This is a genomic window from Pseudomonas laurylsulfatiphila, from assembly GCF_002934665.1.
GTDB lineage: Bacteria > Pseudomonadota > Gammaproteobacteria > Pseudomonadales > Pseudomonadaceae > Aquipseudomonas > Aquipseudomonas laurylsulfatiphila.
Genome location: NZ_NIRS01000006.1, coordinates 247,949 through 264,788, shown reverse-complemented (window position 1 = coordinate 264,788; position 16,840 = coordinate 247,949). Strand labels below are relative to the sequence as shown.

Sequence of the window (16,840 nt, the reverse complement as noted above, 5' to 3'; positions counted from 1 at the left end):
GGAATTCCTGGGCGGGCGTACACTCTATGGAGTGTACTGTTCCGATCTGCGCAAGGCGGGTCGGGCCATCGCCCAGGAGTGCCGAATGAAGATCGATCCGCGAATCAGTGCCGAACTGGCAAGGCTTGAACCCAATCAGGTTGGCGTTCTGGCCTGGTCATTGTTGGCACATCCGCCCGTCAGCATGGCAGGGGGTATTCCCGGCCAGCCTGATCCTGATACCCCTAACGAACAGCCTAACGAGCCAGGTGAGCCTACTCTGCCGGATGAGCCACCGCCTGCGCCTGTTGCCTGATTTTCGATGTCCGCCATTCATGGCCGGTGAACGGCGCTGGTTGTCTTCAGCAAGCAGGTCTGCGCCTGTTTTGCCATTCACGAACGAAGCATCTGAATCAGCCTGCACATATTCGGAAGTAACTGTGTCTGTCGTCGAAACCAATCGACGGGTATGGCCGTGGTTCTATCTGTGAGCTGCGTGCCCTGTGCCCATCGGCAAAGGGGCGCCAGTCAGTTAACGACGAATATGAAAAGGAACATTCAGATGAGTGCAAATCGATCGGGACATATGAGTGCCGAGGTCATCACGACAGACGGCTCCATGCAGTTTCGCGTAACGGATGGACTCGATTTTTACCAGCAGTCAAACATTCATTGCATTGAGGCGGATAACGGTCAGGGGACAGCGTTTTTAGTGTACTTGCCGATAGGCATCCAGAGTGGCAGCTTCAGCTTGGAGCTCAACGGGACAACTCCCATGGTCATCCATGTGAGCGGCAACTCGGAGGCAGAGCTTTATCCGGGAACGCTCGAGTTGACGGTGGGAGGTGACGCGCAGTTTGCCGGGCGCTTCAGCGGGACGGACGCTAATGGCCTGCAAGTGAGTAATGGCAGTTTCAGGTTGGAAAACGAAGCTGGGGCATAACGGTTGATGGATGGTGGAAGCCGGGCCAGCCGGCTTCCACTCTTCCTGCCGGTGGTTATTTCAGGTTGCCACTGAGGAACTGCTTCAACCGCTCGCTTTTCGGGTTGCCCAGCACGTCTTCCGGCGCGCCTTCTTCCTCCACCAGGCCCTGGTGCAGAAACAGCACCTGGCTCGATACTTTGCGGGCAAAGCTCATTTCGTGGGTCACCATGATCATGGTCCGGCCCTCTTCGGCCAGGCCTTGGATCACCTTGAGCACTTCGCCTACCAGTTCCGGATCCAGGGCCGAGGTCGGTTCGTCGAACAGCATGACTTCCGGTTCCATGGCCAGTGCGCGGGCAATCGCCACCCGTTGTTGCTGGCCGCCGGACAGGAATGCCGGGTATTGATCCGCCACACGGGAGGCCAACCCCACCTTGTCGAGGTAGCGTCGGGCGCGGTCCTCGGCTTCTTTCCTGTCGCAGCCCAGTACCCGGCGCGGCGCCATGGTGATGTTTTCCAGCACCGTCATGTGGCTCCACAGGTTGAAGTGCTGGAACACCATGGCCAGACGGGTGCGAATCCGCTGCAATTCATTGGCATCGGCCACGTGCATGCCGTGACGATCCTTGATCATGCGGATGTTCTGCCCGTCGAGGCTCATGGCGCCGTCGTTGGGTTGTTCCAGGAAGTTGATGCAACGCAGAAAGGTACTTTTACCCGAGCCGCTGGCGCCGATCAGGCTGATGACGTCGCCGGTACTGGCCTTGAGCGAAACACCTTTGAGGACTTCATGGTCGCCATAGCTTTTATGCAGGCCTTCGATGGTCAATTTGTACATGGGGCGTGCATCCTCAAGGCGAAAGTAGATAGCCGCTGCGATAGGCTTCGGTGCCCGCGACGTGGGCGATCACCATGCCGGCAGTGGCCATGCGGCGCAGCGAGCGGGCGTACATCAGCCCGGCGGCGGAGCAGTGGACGGGAGTGACGCGATCGTTGATCGGATCAATGACCTCGGCGATCAGTTGCCCGGCTTCCAGGTATTGCCCCGGTAGCGCGGTGAATACCAGCAGCCCGCCGGCAGGCGTGGCTACTGGTTCTACACCGGCCAGCGGTGTCGCCGGATAGGGCAGGTCGGGCAGGGGTGCGGATTCGCCGGCGATCGCGCCGAAATGGATCAGGTAATCAATCAGAGCCTGGCAATCACGGTTCGCCAGCGGATGATTGACGTCGCCCTGACCGCGCAATTCGACGGTCACCGAAAAACTGCCCGGCGGAATGTCGAAGTGTTCGCCGAAGCGCTCTTTCAACTGCCACCACAGCAGGGTGAAGCATTCATCGAACGACTGACCGCCAGAGTCCGTCGCCAGCAGACTGGCTTCGGCGCCGATGTAACGGGCCAGCGGCTCGACCTGCGGCCAGGCATCCGGGGTGGTGTACAGATGCGCGACCGCTTCGAAGTCGCAATGCAGGTCAAGCACCATGTCGGCGTCGCAGGCCAGTCGTTGCAGGGTCAGGCGCTGGGATTGCAATTGGGTGTCGGCAGTCTGCCGGGCCAGCGCTTCGCGCAGGCTGCTGCGGATCAGTTGCTGGTTGTGCTGCGGATCGTCACCGAGCTTGCCCTCGATCGCGTTGCCGACTTCTTCACTGAGGTCGACGAACCAGCGGTTGAAGTTCTGGCCGCTTTCCAGCTCGTAGCGGCCTAGCGGCACATCCATCAGCACCTGTTCCAGGCCCACCGGGTTGGCGATGGGCACGAGCACGATTTCGCTGCGCAGGCGACCGGCGGCTTCCAGCTCTGCCAGGCGTTGCTTGAGGTGCCAGGCCACCAGCATGCCGGGCATTTCGTCGGCGTGCAGGGAGGCCTGGATGTAGATCTTGCCGTTGGCCGGTTGTGGGCCGAAGTGAAAACTGTGGATCTGTCGTGCGGTCCCCGGCAGCGGGGCCAGCAGGTCATGTTTCTGGTGGCGCATCTGTTGTTCCTGAAGCAGGTTGAGACCTAGTGGGTCGGCCCGAGGAAGGCCAGCCATCGGCGTTCGGCAAGGCGGAACAGGCCGACCAGCGCAAAAGTGACGGTCAGGTAGATCAGCGCGGCGATGCCGAACGACTGGAAGGTCAGGAATGTCGCCGAGTTGGCGTCCCGCGCGACTTTCAGGATGTCCGGGATAGTCGCGGTGAAGGCCACGGTGGTCGAGTGCAGCATCAGAATCACTTCGTTGCTGTAGTACGGCAACGAGCGACGCAGGGCCGACGGCATGATCACGTAGGCATACAGCTTCCAGCCTGTCAGGCCGTAAGCCTTGGCCGCTTCCACTTCACCGTGGGCCATGCTGCGGATTGCCCCGGCGAAAATCTCCGTGGTGTAGGCGCAGGTGTTCAGGGCGAAGGCCAGGATCGTGCAGTTCATCGCATCGCGAAAGAATGCGTCCAGTACTGGCTGGGCCCGAATGGCGGCCAGGCTGTAGATCCCCGTGTAACAGATCAGCAACTGGATATAGAGCGGCGTGCCACGGAACAGGTAGGTATAGAACTGCACCGGCCAACGGATGTAGAAGTGCGGCGATACACGGGCGATGGACAGCGGGATCGACACGAGAAAACCGAAGAAGATCGACGCGCTGAGCAGCCACATCGTCATGGCCAGGCCGGTGATGTTATTGCCGTCGCTATAGAGGAAGGGTTTCCAGTATTCCTGCAGAAGTTCGATCATCGTACGGCCTCCCGGGTACCGGCGGAGTAACGACGCTCAAGCCAGCGCAGAATGAAGTTGGACGCGCTGGTGATCACCAGGTAGATCAATGCCGCAAGCACCAGGAAGTAAAACAGCTGATAGGTGCTTTTACCGGCGTCCTGGGCAGCCTTGACCAGGTCGGCGAGGCCGATGATCGACACCAGGGCGGTGGCCTTGAGCATCACCATCCAGTTGTTGCCGATCCCCGGCAGGGCATAACGCATCATCTGCGGGAACACCACGATCCAGAAGCGCTGGCCGCGCTTGAGGCCATAGGCGGTGGCCGCTTCGACCTGACCCCGTGGGACGGCGAGGATCGCGCCACGGAAGGTTTCGGTGAAATACGCACCGTAGATGAAGCCCAGGGTAATGACCCCGGCACTGAACGGGTTGATCTCGATGTATTCCCATTCCATGTAATCGGTAAAGGAGGTCAGCCAGGTTTGCAGGCTGTAGAAGATCAGCAGCATCAGGACCAGGTCCGGAACGCCGCGAATGAGGGTGGTGTAGAGCTGGGCAGGCACGCGCATCAGTTTGACTTTTGACAGCTTGGCACTGGCGCCGAGCAGCCCGAGCAACACGGCCACCAACAGCGACAACGCCGACAACTTGATCGTCATCCAGGTGCCTTGCATCAGCAGTGGACCGAAGCCCTTGAGGCTGAAGGCAGAGAGCCCCAGATTTTCTAATAGGTTTTCGAACATAAATCAGCAACCTGATCGGATGAAAAAAGCGCCCATCGCGAGATGGGCGCCGGGCATTATTTGCCGCTGTACAGATTCAGATCGCCAAAGTGTTTCTTCTGAATGGTGGCGTAGGTGCCATCATCGTGTAACGCTTTGATACCTTTATCCAAAAGTGCTTTCAGCTCGGTGTTACCTTTCTTAATGCCGATGGCTGTCTTGGCTGGCAGCAAAGCGTTGTCGACCGGCTTGCTGACATCGTAGTCGGCGCCCTGTGGCGACTTCAGGAAGCCCAGTTCGGCTTGCAGCATGTCCTGAATCCCTGCATCGAGACGACCGGAAGTCAAATCGGCGTAGACCTGATCCTGGTTGGCGTAGGCCTGGGTTTTCACGCCGGCCTTGTCCAGAACGGCTTTGGCATAGGCTTCCTGAATGGTGCCTTGCTCGTAGCCGACGGTCTTGCCCTTGAGCGAGGCGACGTCTTCAGTCACGCCAGAACCTTTCTTGGACACGTAGGCGGTTGGGCCGGAGAACAGCTCGCTGGAGAAGTCGATGACTTTTTCACGGGCTTCGGTAACGGTCATCGACGAGATCACGCCGTCGAATTTGTTGGCTTTGAGGCCAGGGATCATGCCATCGAAGTCACTTTCGACCCACTTGCACTTGACCTTCAGTTCGGCGCAGATCGCGTTCCCCAGATCGATGTCGAAGCCTATCAGGCTGCCATCGGCTGCTTTCGACTCAAACGGTGCGTAGGAAGGGTCAACGCCGAAACGCAGTTCTTTGTATTCTTTCGCCATGGCGGAGCCAGCAGCCATGCACAACGCCAGTGCAGAAAGGGTCAGCAATGCTTTTTTCATTATTCAATCCCTAAAACCAATATGAGCGCTCGTGGCGCAGAATTATTGTTACTGGAAAGCGTAAGACCTGTTGAAAGTAGCAATTTCCGAACCAGAGTGCCGAACAAGCGTTTTAAAAGGTGTCTGGAAATAGCCGGAGACAGATTTATGCACGAAAACGGGCGCAGGGAAATGGCCGCACCAGTTCGACTCAAAAAGAAAAATATTTGAGGACGGATAGAGGGGTTAGCTGAGCAGATTTTGCAGGGTCGTCAAACTGTCGGCTTCGTCGACCGACTTATCCTTGCGCCAGCGCAACATACGCGGAAAGCGCACGGCAATGCCACTCTTGTGACGACGGGAGAGGGCGATTCCCTCAAAGCCCAATTCAAACACCAGGCTTGGCTGGACGCTGCTCACGGGGCCGAATTTTTCCACTGTGGTCTTGCGCACGATGTTGTCGACCTGGCGGATTTCGTCATCGCTGAGCCCTGAGTAAGCTTTGGCAAACGGCACCAGGGTGCGTTCACTGGCCTCTGGCGGGCCGTCCCAGACGGCGAACGTATAATCGCTGTAGAGGCTGGCCCGGCGTCCTTGCCCCTGTTGCGCATAGATCAGCACGGCGTCAACGCTGAACGGGTCGACTTTCCATTTCCACCACACGCCCATGTCCCTGGTCCGGCCGACGCCGTACAGGGCATCGCGCGCCTTGAGCATCAGGCCTTCGACACCGAGGACGCGGGATGCCTCGCGCTGGCGGGCGAAATCGAGCCAGGTGTCGCCGGTCAACAATGGCGAGAGGCGCAACCGCGGGTTGGCGCAGTCACCGGCCACCCGTTCCAGTTGTGCACGACGCTCGGCCTGACTCCGGTTGCGCCAGTCTTCTCCCTGCCATTCGAGCAAATCGAAGGCGAACAGCACCACCGGCACTTCATCGAGGATTTTCCGGTCCAGGTTCTTGCGACCGATTCGTTGCTGCAGGAGGGCGAAAGGTTGCACTGCGGGTTCAAAAGCCTTTTCGGCGCCGGTTGGCGCAGACTTCCAGGCGACGATCTCGCCGTCGATCACTGTCCCGTCGGGAAGGCCCAGAATCAAACTGTCCAGTTCAGGGAAGCGTTCGGTGACCAACTCTTCACCCCGCGACCAGATCCACAGTCGCCCGCCGCGCTTGATCACCTGGGCGCGGATGCCATCCCATTTCCATTCCGCCTGCCAGTGTCGGGCAGGGCCGAGCAGCGCTTCGAATTGTTCCACGGGCGACGACAAGGCATGGGCGAGAAAAAACGGGTAGGGCTGGCCGCCACGCTGGGCATGTTCATCCGGGGATTCGGCGGCGATCAGTTTCAGGTAGCTGGCGGCGCTGGGGCGGTGGGCCTGATCGGTGTAACCCACCAGCCGCTGCGCCACGCGTTTGCTGTCCAGACCGGCCATGGCTGCCAGGGCGCGGGTGACCAGTAATTTGGACACCCCGACGCGAAAGCTGCCAGTGATCAGTTTGATGCAGACCATCAGGCTCACCCGGTCCAGTTGCGCCCACAGCTCCGGTAACCTTTGCGCGAGGGATTGCGGTGTTTCGTCGCGCAATGGCAGCAGCTTGTCCTCGACCCACGTGGCCAGCCCGTCGGTTGAACGGTACGGCACTTGCGGCAAGACCAACGAAATGGTTTCCGCGAGGTCACCGACGGCCTGGTAACTCTCTTCGAACAGCCATTGCGGCAAACCGGAAAACGCCACCGCCAGTTCGCGCAGTACCCGCACGGGTACCAATTGCCGGGGACGTCCTCCCGACAGAAAGTACACTGCCCATGCGGCATCTTCCGGTGCGGCCTGGGCGAAGTAGTTTTGCATCGCCGCCAGTTTGGCGTTGTTCGATGTCGAGGCGTCGAGCCTGGCATACAGCTCAGCGAATGCCTTCATGGCAGCACCGCGGCCAGTTCGGCCTCGGCGGGGGCAGGGTTCTCTTCTTCGTCTTCACCGTATCGAGTATCGAACGCCATGGCATCAAGCCTCTGTTCGCGCAGATAACGTACCAGTGCGCCGCTCGATCCGTGGGTCGCCATGAGCCGTTCGGCGCCGGTCTGTTCGATGGCCCACAGCAAACCTGGCCAGTCGGCGTGGTCGGACAGGACGAAACCTCGGTCTACACCGAACCGCCGACGTGTTCCGCGCAAACGCATCCAGCCACTGGCTAAACCATCGCTGTAATCGACAAAGCGACGCATCCAGCTGCTGTTCGCCGCCGAAGGCGGTGCGAGCACCAGCGCCTTGCGCATCATCGGGTCGCTCTTTTTGATGTCGGCGGCATCAATCGTGGCCGGCAAATGAACTCCCGCTTCGCGGTAGATCCGGTTGATGGGTTCCACGGCGCCATGCACGAGAATGGGGCCCAGTCGTGCGTCGATGCCATGGAGAATGCGTTGGGCCTTGCCGAGGGAATGACAGAACAGCACGCTGGTTTTTTCGACCGCCGCGTTGGCTTGCCACCATTGATTGATCTCGGCAAAGACTTGCACCTGGGGTTGCCAGCGGTAGATCGGCAGGCCAAAGGTCGAATCTGTGATGAAGGTGTCGCAGCGTACGGGTTCAAACGCTGCACAAGTGCCATCGGGCTCGGTCTTGTAGTCCCCGGAAGCCACCCAGACTTCTCCACCGTATTCCAGTCGTACCTGCGCCGAGCCGAGTACGTGGCCGGCGGGATGGAAACTGAGGAATACGCCGTGATGCAGCAGGCGTTCGCCATAGCGCAGGGTTTGCAGATTGATGTCCTGGCCCAGTCGCACGCGCAGAATGGCCTCGCCGGGCGCTGCTGCCAGGTAGTGCTGATTGCCGGCGCGGGCATGGTCACCGTGGGCGTGGGTGATCACGGCGCGTTCGACCGGTCGCCACGGATCGATATAGAAGTCGCCGGCGGGGCAGTACAAACCTTCGGGACGCGAGATAACAAGGTCCATGGCGTTGCCAGAGTGGAGAGACTTGTTAGCTATGAGGTTGGCGCGGGGCGAGAAGTTCTATTTGATTTAGGGGGACCAATAACAGCCCCTGTAGGAGCGAGCAGGCTCGCGATGGCGATTCAACAATCAACATTCATTTTGAATGTCAGACCGCTTTCGCGAGCAGGCTCGCTCCCACAGGCAGGGGGACTGGTTATTTTCCTGGCGTCAGCGTCAACCGCGACTTGCCATAGGCGTTGTCGAAGTTCTGCGGCTGCATCGGCAGGCTCATGTACTGGCCCTTGAGCCAGGGTTCGATGCTGTTGAGGTAGTTCGCACTGGCCGGGTTGCCGGACTGACCGGTGCCGTTCTGCGCCATCAGCGGTTCGGACTGGCCGAAGTCGACGATAAAGCGCATGGCGGGCGCCAGCGTGGTGTTGAAGTCCTGGCCCCAGGCGAACGCGGCGGTGTTGAGGGTGGTGTGGTCGCCACCGGCCGGCAGCGGACCGCGTACTGTCTGGCCGCTGCTGTTCTTCCACTCATAGCGGTGCAGTTTGCCCCACTGCCAGGCCTTGTGATCACCGCCCAATTGACTGTCGCCTGCGCTGATCGCTGCAGCGAGGCTGCGCGCGAGGATGGCCGGTTTGTCTTCTTTCTGCGCGGTGCGCACGTCATCCCAGAACGGGCTGTCCTCACGCCCGAGCAAGTGATCGGCCTGGGCCGCGTAGGACAACTTGCCGTCGGCGACAAAGGCCTTCCACGCCGGGCTGCTTTCCGGGCCCAGTTCATCGAGGAAGATCTGCCGGGTGCTTTCCTGCAGGAACAGTTCGTAGATGGCCGCATCGGTGGAGGTCGGGCTGAGCTTGCCATCGAATGCCATCAAGCGGCTGTAAGCTTCGTGTGCCTTGGCGCGATCGGCCGCCGGCAAGGCGTCGATGGCTTGTTTGAGTGGCTGGGCCATGCCCGGCGCTTCGAACATTTTCTTCAGCTTGGCAGCGAAGGTCGTGGTCTGGTCGTACTGCATGGCGATCAGGCTGCGGCTGTCGTGTTTGCCTGCGCCGGCCAGTTCGGCCAGACGCTCGCCGCGCTCCGGTGCGGCCCAGGAATTGGACAACTGCATGCCGTAGCCATGGGGAATGACTCGCTGATTGGCGGTGCCGAGCCAGCCTTGAGCCGGGTCCTGGTCGTACGGGTGCAACATCGGGTCGGCATAACCGTCCCAGTCGTAGCGACCTTCCCAACCCGGCGAGGGCAGCAGGCCTTCGCCTTCGCGGCGGTTCGGATAGCGGCCGGTGACCTGCCAACCGATGTGGCTGGCATCGGCAAACACCAGGTTCAGTGCGATGGCGCGGATTTCGCGGCTGGCATCCGAAGCTCTCTCGGCGCTCTGGGCGCGGGACAGGTCGAAGAACGCGTCCAGGGTCTTGTCATCGGTGAAGTTCGGCATCTGCAGGGCCAGGCCGAAACCATTGGCTAGCGTGGTGCCCTGGGCGCTGTTGAGCAGCGGGCCATGGCGGGTTTCGTACACCGCTTCGCGAATCGGCCGCTGGCCTTTGACGAAATAGGTTTCGTTGCGCACGATCGCCGGCTGCCACTTCCCGGCGTTTTCGTAGGTAAGCCCGTTGCCCTGGCGCTTGATCTTCTCCAGGAACAGGTCCTGGTTGTCGCCCATCACGGACGCCATGCTCCACGCCACTTTACCGTTGAAACCACCGAGCACCATCGGCAGGCCCGCGATGGTCACGCCGGACGCCTGATACTTCGGCGCGCGAATCTGCACGTAACTGAACAATGAAGGCACGCCCAGCGGGCCGTGACTGTCACTGGCCAACAGGCTCTTGCCGCTGCGGCTGCGTTGCGCGGCGATGGCCCAGTTGTTCGACGAGGTGGCGCCCAGCAGGTTGAGGTCCGACAGTTGTCCCGTGGCTTTGCTGAGTTCGGCCAGGCCCGGTACTTGCCCGTTGAGCTTGAGGCCCTGGAGTTTTTCGCTCTCGGCGACCGGCAGTTTTTCATCGGGGGCGGACGGCGTCAGCCACGCCAGTTTGTCGGTGGTGACGGTCTGGGCCAGTACCAGCGAGGAAATCTCTTCCGGCAGGTTGGTCGACTGGCTGAAGTTCAACAGGCAGAAAATCAGCGCCGAATCTTCCGGCTGCCAGTATTCCGGCTGGTAGCCGGTGGCCGCGAGGTCCGCCGGCAGTTTGTCGCGGTAGCGGAACAGGTAGGCGTTGACGCCCCGCGCGTAGACTTCGAAGAAACGCTTGAGGCGCGGCGAAGAGGCCTTGTACAACTCGCCGGCATTTTTCTTCAGGTTGACCGCCCGCATGTAACGGTCGGCATCCAGCAGGTCCGCACCGTGCATCTCGGCCAATCGGCCCTGGGCCAGCAGGCGCAGGGTGACCATCTGCGTGATGCGGTCGCTGGCATGCACGTAACCGAGGGTGAACAGCGCGTCGTGGAAGCTGTTGCTTTCGATCAGCGGCATGCCCATGGCATTGCGGCGCACCGAAACGTTCTGTGCCAGGCCCTTGAGCGGTTGCACGCCGGAGGTCGGCGGGAGGGTGTCCTGGGCATTGAAGTTCTGACAACCGGTCAGGCTCAAGACGCCCGCCACTGCTGCGGCAACGCCGAACCGGGGTAGAAAATGAGTAAGGGCTGGCGAGGCCATGGCAAAGCTCCTGCGGGGGGTAGAGGCGGTGGGGCGCAATAAAGGCGCTACGTTAGTGAGCAGGCGATGGCCGCGCAAGCGGGGTAAGAGGTTATTTCAGGATTTGTCAAAGATCGGCGTATCTCAGTAGGCGCTGCCGAAGGCTGCGATCTTTTGACTCTCAAGGGTGGCTTGTCAGCCGTAACCGGTGATGTTGAAGTGCGACACGGTCAACAATCCTGGAGAAAAACCGGCATGGAGCTCAAGGCAAACGCGGCACTGATCATCATCGATCAACAAAAAGGCATCCTTCACCCCAGGCTTGGCCGCAGGAATAATCCTCAGGCCGAAGAGCGCATGCTGGAATTGCTCGGTCATTGGCGGCGCGCCGCTCGGCCAGTGATTCATGTGCAGCACCTGTCCCGCTCGGAGGACTCGGTGTTCTGGCCGCAGCAGCCGGGAGTGGAGTTTCAGGAGCGGTTCGCGCCAATGGCCGGTGAACGCTTGATCCAGAAGCAGGTGCCGGATGCGTTTTGTTCGACGGGGCTGGAGACGCAGTTGCGCGAGGCGGGGATCGGGCAGTTGATCATCGTGGGCGTCGCGACCCACAACTCGGTGGAGTCCACGGCGCGCACCGCGGGCAACCTGGGGTTTGATACCTGGGTGGCCGAGGATGCGTGCTTTACCTTCGACAAGGCTGATTTTTTCGGCCATGCCCATAGCGCCGAAGTGGTGCATGCGATGTCGCTGGGGAATCTGCACGGCGAGTATGCGACGGTTGTAAGCAGCGCGCAGATCCTGTCAGCCGACTAAGCCCCTGTGGGAGCGAGCTTGCTCCCCCAGGAGAGGATGGCGATTCAACAGGCGAAGCAAGTCTTCGCCCGAACCATCAAGCGCCGTGGCACTTCTTGAATTTCTTGCCGTTGCCGCATGGGCACGGATCGTTGCGGCCGACGTCTTTCAGGGCATTGCGCACCGGTTCCTGGTGAGCGTGGCCGCAGTTCGGACCGTGGACATGGCCGTGGTCGTGATCATGGTGGTGATGGTCATGATCGTGGTTGCAGTCAGGGCCGTGGACATGGGGTTGCTGGGTCATCGGTGTTGCTCCGGAATTAAATCGGCGGCGATTATCACGCCATTGCGCGCCAGGTGCACGTAGTGGGCGATGAATATACCGGTTTCCAGTTCACCTTCCAGACGATAGGGAATGGGTTGGTCGGATTTTTTCAGCAGTTTGGCCAGATCCCGGACCTTGGACCACAGGTTGGTGCGGATCGGCACCTTGAAGTAGGCACTGTGCCTGGGGCTGATGGTGAACCAGTGTTCGTACTCGCCGTCGGCCAGCAGTATGTCACCCAGGTGAACGCGGTACTCCAGACTGCGCACCGTCAGGTCGCTGTCGTTGGGGTTGTCGATGCGAAAATGCAGGAGGAATTTCTGTTCCAGCAGTTTGGCGCTGATCACCTCGACCTTCACTAGATGGACCTCGGGGTCCGGCAAGTCGTCGTCGAACCACGACGCACAGCCGCCAAGTCCCAGTGTCAGGAATACGGTAAGCAGACAGCGTGCGTAGCGGCGGATGATCATCGAGGTGTTTCCCCCTTGAGTTCCAGTCTAGACCCAAAGGATCGCAGCCTTCGACAGCGCCTGCGTGGTGGACGGTCATTCCATGTATTAGCTGCTGAAGTAACCCGCACAACACTTCTTGAACTTCTGTCCACTGGCACACGGGCAGGGGTCATTGCGCCCGAGTTTGAGTTGCACGGTCGGGTCGATGAAATACCAGCGCCCGGTGTTCTGTACGAACGATGAGCGCTCTCGATGACTGTGCTCGCCACTGCTATCGTGCCACCGCGCGGTGAAGGTCACGAAAGCGTGTTCAGGCTGGCCACCCAGCACTTCGGAGCTTTCCACTTCAAGCCCCAGCCACGTACTTTGCGCGCTCCAGTCACTGATCGATTGACGGTCCAGGCCGGCCTGTTGGGCGGGCAGGGTGGTGGCCACCAGATAGTCGACCAACCCCAACACGTAGGCGCTGTAGCGCGAGCGCATCAAGGCTTCGGCGCACGGCGCCGGATGTCCGGCATGGTAGTGACCGCAGCAGGCGTCAAGCAGGGTGCCGCTGCCGCAAGGGCAAATGGATGTACTCATGTTATTCCGGAGCCTTGTTAACAGTTATATGTATTTTATCTTTAATAAATCAATTACTTACCTAATCTAATTTTTTTCACGTGTTTTTTACGCGTGGGGCAAGTGAGCGACTGCCAATCTGCCTCATTGCAATCCCATGGCAACCCTTCATTTGAGCGTTCGTCAGAGGTGGAGATTAGTCTATGACGGTCAGCGTCAAGGCGCGGGCTTGCCGCTTTAAATGAAACGATCAGGCAGTCGTCGCGGAGCGCGGGGGCGTCCGCTTTTTGGAGGCCAGCCAGCCCTCTATCAAAAAGTGGGTGCCAGCGAACGACAGTTCATGGCCGAAAGCTGCCGACCATCAAGGGCTGCTACCGACCTGGAGCGGTTGGCGAACAGAATAATTGCAAATTAGTGGCTATGCTTGAATTGCTGTCGAAACGGATCAGGCAGTCCGGCAGGCTGCGCGGAAATGACCCGCAACGTGCCCTATGTCACCCGACTATTCTGCGTGAAGCATCCAGTTCAGGGGCGCAAATCCGCAACGACACTCGGGAAGACATGCAGCAAACCCTGCACCTGCAGGCGCAGGGTTTGGACTGGATCTGTCGGGATCACTCAGGATCGAATCGACTTTCGCTACGGTGCGGCTGGGCACTTGCGAGAGTAAAAAATTTCACCATGAAATTTAGCATCGCCAAATGCATTGCTTAGTGTCGAATAGTTGGTTGGCGTGACACTTAAGACGTATAGCCTCTGGTTTCCGAATACCGCTTCTATTGGTCAATTTAGAAGGATTATGTTTGGAGATTGTGAAATGGATTTTTTCAGGAATAAAGGCGCCGCAAAGCAAGCCATACCCAGCCGTTCAAATAAGCCGCGCTCGACCAAATGGCACCGCATGTACTTCTTTCTTGCGGGATTCGACGTGCTGGTTGTTGTGCTGAGCGTGCTATTGAATCACCTGATCGTCGATACCTATCACCGCTCCATAAAGGCAAACCAGTCGTGGGTCCAACAGCTGTCGAGCTATTCAACGCTGGGCAGCCTGGCTTCCACAGTCAATGCGCCGGGCAATAATGTGTTCGATACACATCATGTTGAAGCCGAATCGCGGAACATGAATGAAGCTTTGCGCGCCTTCAACGAGCATTTGGCAATGGCCAAAAAACAGTTGGAAGAACGGATCGCCCATGAGGCTGAACACAGTGCAGATATACAAGCCTTTACCCTTGCATTGAAGGATGAGGTGGGTGCAGTTGATGCCGCGATGGTCGAAATGGTGAACGAGGCCTTGCTGATCTTTTCCTACTTCAGGGAGGGGCAGTCGGATAATGCCGGCAAACGCATGGCAACGATGGACAGGAAGTATGCCCTGTTGCTCGCCTCACTCAGTACCGTGCGGGATCGCGTTGGCCTGATTCAAAGCAAGCTCCTGGAGGAGGAGCTTGAGTCGGTCGAAGAACTGCGCCGGGTCGAATACGCGATCATGGTGTTCGTGCTGCTGATGGTCAGTGCGGCCATGATCTATGGGGGCAAGATCAGGCGCGAAATGGAGTCGCAAGCAGCTGAAAGGGAAGGTTATCTGGCAGTGCTGCGCGAAAGCGAGAAGCAGGCCCGCCAGCAAGCATCGCTGCTGGACAAGGCCCAGGACGCCATTGTCGTTCACGGGATGGATAACCGCATCCTGTACTGGAACAAAAGTGCCGAGCGTCTCTACGGTCTGTCAAAGGAAGAGGCTCTCGGCAAATCGGCACAGGAGTTGATCTACCAGGGTAGCGCCGCTTTCAATGTGGCCACTAACAGCTTGATAGAAACGGGTGACTGGGCGGACGAAGTTACACTTCGACGCCGGGATGGCTGCACCATCACGCTCGAAAGTCATCGAACCCTGGTGCGAGACGATGATGGCCAGCCGCAATCCGTTCTGTCGATCAATACTGACATCACCCACCGTAAGACCGCTGAGCAAGAGGTCCAGCGTCTGGCCTTCTACGATCAGTTGACCGGGCTGGCCAACAGGCGGCTCATGTTGGACCGGTTACAGCATCTGCTGGCGGGCAGCTCCCGTAGCCTGCATACGAGCGCGATAATTCTCATTGACCTGGATAACTTCAAGGCACTGAACGACACGCTGGGGCATGACAGAGGCGACATGTTGCTGCAGCAAGTTGCTCTGCGCCTTTGCGGCTGCATACGCGAGAGCGACACCGTGGCTCGTCTGGGCGGAGACGAATTCGTCGTCCTGATGGATAGCCTTAATGAGAATCCTCGAGAAGCCGCTATCCAGGCCAAGGTTATTGGCGAAAAGATTCTCAACTCTCTGAACATTTCCTACCAGTTGGATGGATATGAGCACCACAGCACCCCCAGCCTCGGCATTGCGCTGTTCCAGGGGCAGCTGAGCACAGTGGACGATATTATGAAGCGCGCTGACCTAGCGATGTATCGCGCCAAGGCGGCGGGTCGCAATACCATGCGCTTCTTCGATCCGGAAATGCAGGCGGTTGCCACGGCACGCGCCAGACTGGAAGTCGATTTGCGCCAAGGCTTGCAGGACAACGAATTCCTTCTTCATTACCAGCCGCAGGTGAACAGTGAGGGCCGTATCATTGGCGCAGAGGCACTGATGAGATGGCAGAATCCTGAGCGCGGAGTCGTGTTTCCAGGCGAGTTCATTCCATTGGCAGAGGAAACGGGGTTGATTCTGCCGTTAGGTCGTTGGGCGCTGCAGGCGGCCTGCACTCAGCTGGTTGCCTGGGCAAGGCATTCGGAAACCGCCCGACTGGGTATGGCTGTGAATGTCAGCGCCCGCCAGTTTCACCATCCGGACTTCGTCGAGGAGGTACTGCAAGTACTGAGATACACGGGGGCCGATCCGAAGAAATTGAAACTGGAACTGACCGAAGGCCTGCTGATAGAGGATATGGAAAGTACTGTCGCCAAAATGATTGAGTTGAAAGAGATCGGCATAGGCCTTTCGCTGGATGATTTCGGAACCGGCTACTCGTCACTGTCATACCTGAAGAGCCTTCCGCTGGATCAACTCAAGATCGACCAGTCCTTCATCAGAGATGTGCTGGTTGATTCCAACGACGCCGCCATCGCCTGCGCGATTGTGAGCCTGAGCCAGATATTGGGGCTTTCGGTGATTGCAGAAGGTGTGGAGACAGAAGCTCAGCGCACCTTTCTGGTCAAGCATGGCTGCCAGACCTTCCAGGGCTTCCTGTTTTCCCCGCCACTGCCAGCCGAACAATTTGAGGCGTATGTTCACGAAAGATTAATGGCGAGCACTGATTTCTCACGGACGAAGACTAAATCGCCATAACTTCGCGGGTGCCTGGGAGCTCCGCGATCATTACATTACCACCAGTATTTCCCGAAGTTTTCCGGATTGGCCCAGAAGCGCGAATTAAGCCAGTCAGGGACTTGTTTGTATTCAAGCAGATCGTAGGTAAACAGGGTCAAGACCTGTTCGTCCCGCTGAAAGCGTTCGCTGGCTTGCAGGGCCAGGGAGAAAAAGTCCGTTTCCTTCCAGCCACAGGCCGGCAGATCCGCCAGCACGGCGATGCGACTGGCGTTGAGGTTGCGGATGCCGCCCAACAGGTTCAGGCCGTCGCGCTTGGGCAAATGCTCCAGGCAATCGACCACCAGGGCCAGGTCGAATCGGCGGGCCGCCAACTCGTCGGGCAATGGGCCAGGGGCCGCGAAAGCAACGCAACTGTCCGGGTGCGCGAGTTTGAATGCTTCCAGTGCCGGGAACTCGCTGGCGCCAATCAACAACAGGCGCGCGGGGGCATATCGGTCAAGTAACGCGGCCAGTGCCTGCTGCGGCGTGCGTGTAGAAATACCTGCAATCATCGAAGATCCTCATTCAGATCTGCCAAGACTAGCCTGCCCGGACGTTCGGGCCTAGAGCGGCTTGGCGACAAAAGCGCCAAGCTGCCGTTAATGCCTGAATAAACAGCATGGCCTATTGCTG

General features: G+C 59.1%; 16 protein-coding genes. 4 read left to right on the top strand and 12 right to left on the bottom strand.

Annotated elements, in window-relative coordinates; all coding sequences use genetic code 11:
* Positions 1-85 precede the first annotated feature (85 nt).
* Both CD175_RS23475 and CD175_RS23470 read left to right on the top strand, forming a co-directional pair.
* Positions 86-295 (top strand): hypothetical protein, encoded by a 210-nt coding sequence (locus CD175_RS23475; protein ID WP_033047523.1) that lies wholly within the window; start codon positions 86-88, stop codon positions 293-295.
* Positions 296-541: 246 nt separating this feature from the next.
* Entirely contained in the window at positions 542-922 is a 381-nt protein-coding gene (locus CD175_RS23470) for a hypothetical protein (RefSeq protein WP_240629023.1), read from the top strand.
* A gap of 55 nt (positions 923-977) precedes the next feature.
* Here CD175_RS23470 and CD175_RS23465 read toward each other — a convergent pair whose 3' ends face one another.
* From CD175_RS23465 to CD175_RS23430, 8 genes are all read right to left on the bottom strand, one after another.
* On the bottom strand, positions 978-1,742 hold the full coding sequence (locus CD175_RS23465) for an ABC transporter ATP-binding protein (RefSeq protein ID WP_104450648.1): 765 nt from the start codon (positions 1,740-1,742) through the stop codon (positions 978-980).
* Between the two features lie 13 nt (positions 1,743-1,755).
* Entirely contained in the window at positions 1,756-2,874 is a 1,119-nt protein-coding gene (locus CD175_RS23460) for a succinylglutamate desuccinylase/aspartoacylase family protein (protein ID WP_104450647.1), read from the bottom strand.
* A gap of 26 nt (positions 2,875-2,900) precedes the next feature.
* The gene (locus CD175_RS23455; protein ID WP_007971647.1) at positions 2,901-3,611 is read right to left on the bottom strand and encodes an ABC transporter permease; all 711 of its coding nucleotides are present in this window, start codon (positions 3,609-3,611) and stop codon (positions 2,901-2,903) included.
* Entirely contained in the window at positions 3,608-4,336 is a 729-nt protein-coding gene (locus CD175_RS23450) for an ABC transporter permease (protein ID WP_007971646.1), read from the bottom strand. Before CD175_RS23450 ends, CD175_RS23455 begins: the two co-directional genes overlap by 4 nt.
* Positions 4,337-4,392: 56 nt before the next feature.
* Positions 4,393-5,175 (bottom strand): transporter substrate-binding domain-containing protein, encoded by a 783-nt coding sequence (locus tag CD175_RS23445; RefSeq protein ID WP_104450646.1) that lies wholly within the window; start codon positions 5,173-5,175, stop codon positions 4,393-4,395.
* A 225-nt stretch (positions 5,176-5,400) separates the two neighbouring features.
* Positions 5,401-7,071 (bottom strand): ATP-dependent DNA ligase, encoded by a 1,671-nt coding sequence (locus CD175_RS23440; protein ID WP_104450645.1) that lies wholly within the window; start codon positions 7,069-7,071, stop codon positions 5,401-5,403.
* On the bottom strand, positions 7,068-8,105 hold the full coding sequence (locus CD175_RS23435) for a ligase-associated DNA damage response exonuclease (RefSeq protein WP_104450644.1): 1,038 nt from the start codon (positions 8,103-8,105) through the stop codon (positions 7,068-7,070). Before CD175_RS23435 ends, CD175_RS23440 begins: the two co-directional genes overlap by 4 nt.
* Positions 8,106-8,298: 193 nt before the next feature.
* Positions 8,299-10,749: a penicillin acylase family protein gene (locus CD175_RS23430; protein WP_104450643.1), complete on the bottom strand. Its 2,451-nt coding sequence runs from the start codon at positions 10,747-10,749 to the stop codon at positions 8,299-8,301.
* A 234-nt stretch (positions 10,750-10,983) separates the two neighbouring features.
* Between CD175_RS23430 and CD175_RS23425 the strand changes: the two genes are divergently transcribed.
* A complete protein-coding gene (locus CD175_RS23425) occupies positions 10,984-11,541 on the top strand; it encodes a cysteine hydrolase family protein (RefSeq protein ID WP_104450642.1) in 558 nt (185 codons plus the stop codon).
* Between the two features lie 76 nt (positions 11,542-11,617).
* Here CD175_RS23425 and CD175_RS23420 read toward each other — a convergent pair whose 3' ends face one another.
* The 3 genes from CD175_RS23420 to CD175_RS23410 all read right to left on the bottom strand — a co-directional run bounded on the left by CD175_RS23420 (position 11,618) and on the right by CD175_RS23410 (position 12,879).
* Complete coding sequence (locus CD175_RS23420; RefSeq protein ID WP_007955014.1) at positions 11,618-11,824, bottom strand: SEC-C metal-binding domain-containing protein; 207 nt, start codon at positions 11,822-11,824, stop codon at positions 11,618-11,620.
* Entirely contained in the window at positions 11,821-12,315 is a 495-nt protein-coding gene (locus tag CD175_RS23415) for an LEA/WHy family protein (RefSeq protein WP_104450641.1), read from the bottom strand. Before CD175_RS23415 ends, CD175_RS23420 begins: the two co-directional genes overlap by 4 nt.
* A gap of 87 nt (positions 12,316-12,402) precedes the next feature.
* On the bottom strand, positions 12,403-12,879 hold the full coding sequence (locus CD175_RS23410; protein WP_104450640.1) for a YchJ family protein: 477 nt from the start codon (positions 12,877-12,879) through the stop codon (positions 12,403-12,405).
* Between the two features lie 796 nt (positions 12,880-13,675).
* On the opposite strand from CD175_RS23410, the gene CD175_RS23405 reads away from it, so the two are divergent.
* Positions 13,676-16,186 carry a putative bifunctional diguanylate cyclase/phosphodiesterase gene (locus CD175_RS23405; protein WP_104450639.1) on the top strand — a complete coding sequence of 837 codons (2,511 nt, stop codon included), beginning with the start codon at positions 13,676-13,678 and terminating at the stop codon, positions 16,184-16,186.
* Positions 16,187-16,221: 35 nt separating this feature from the next.
* Here CD175_RS23405 and CD175_RS23400 read toward each other — a convergent pair whose 3' ends face one another.
* Positions 16,222-16,719, bottom strand: a complete 498-nt coding sequence (locus tag CD175_RS23400; RefSeq protein ID WP_104450638.1) for a DUF6231 family protein — start codon at positions 16,717-16,719, stop codon at positions 16,222-16,224.
* Positions 16,720-16,840: the final 121 nt, after the last annotated feature.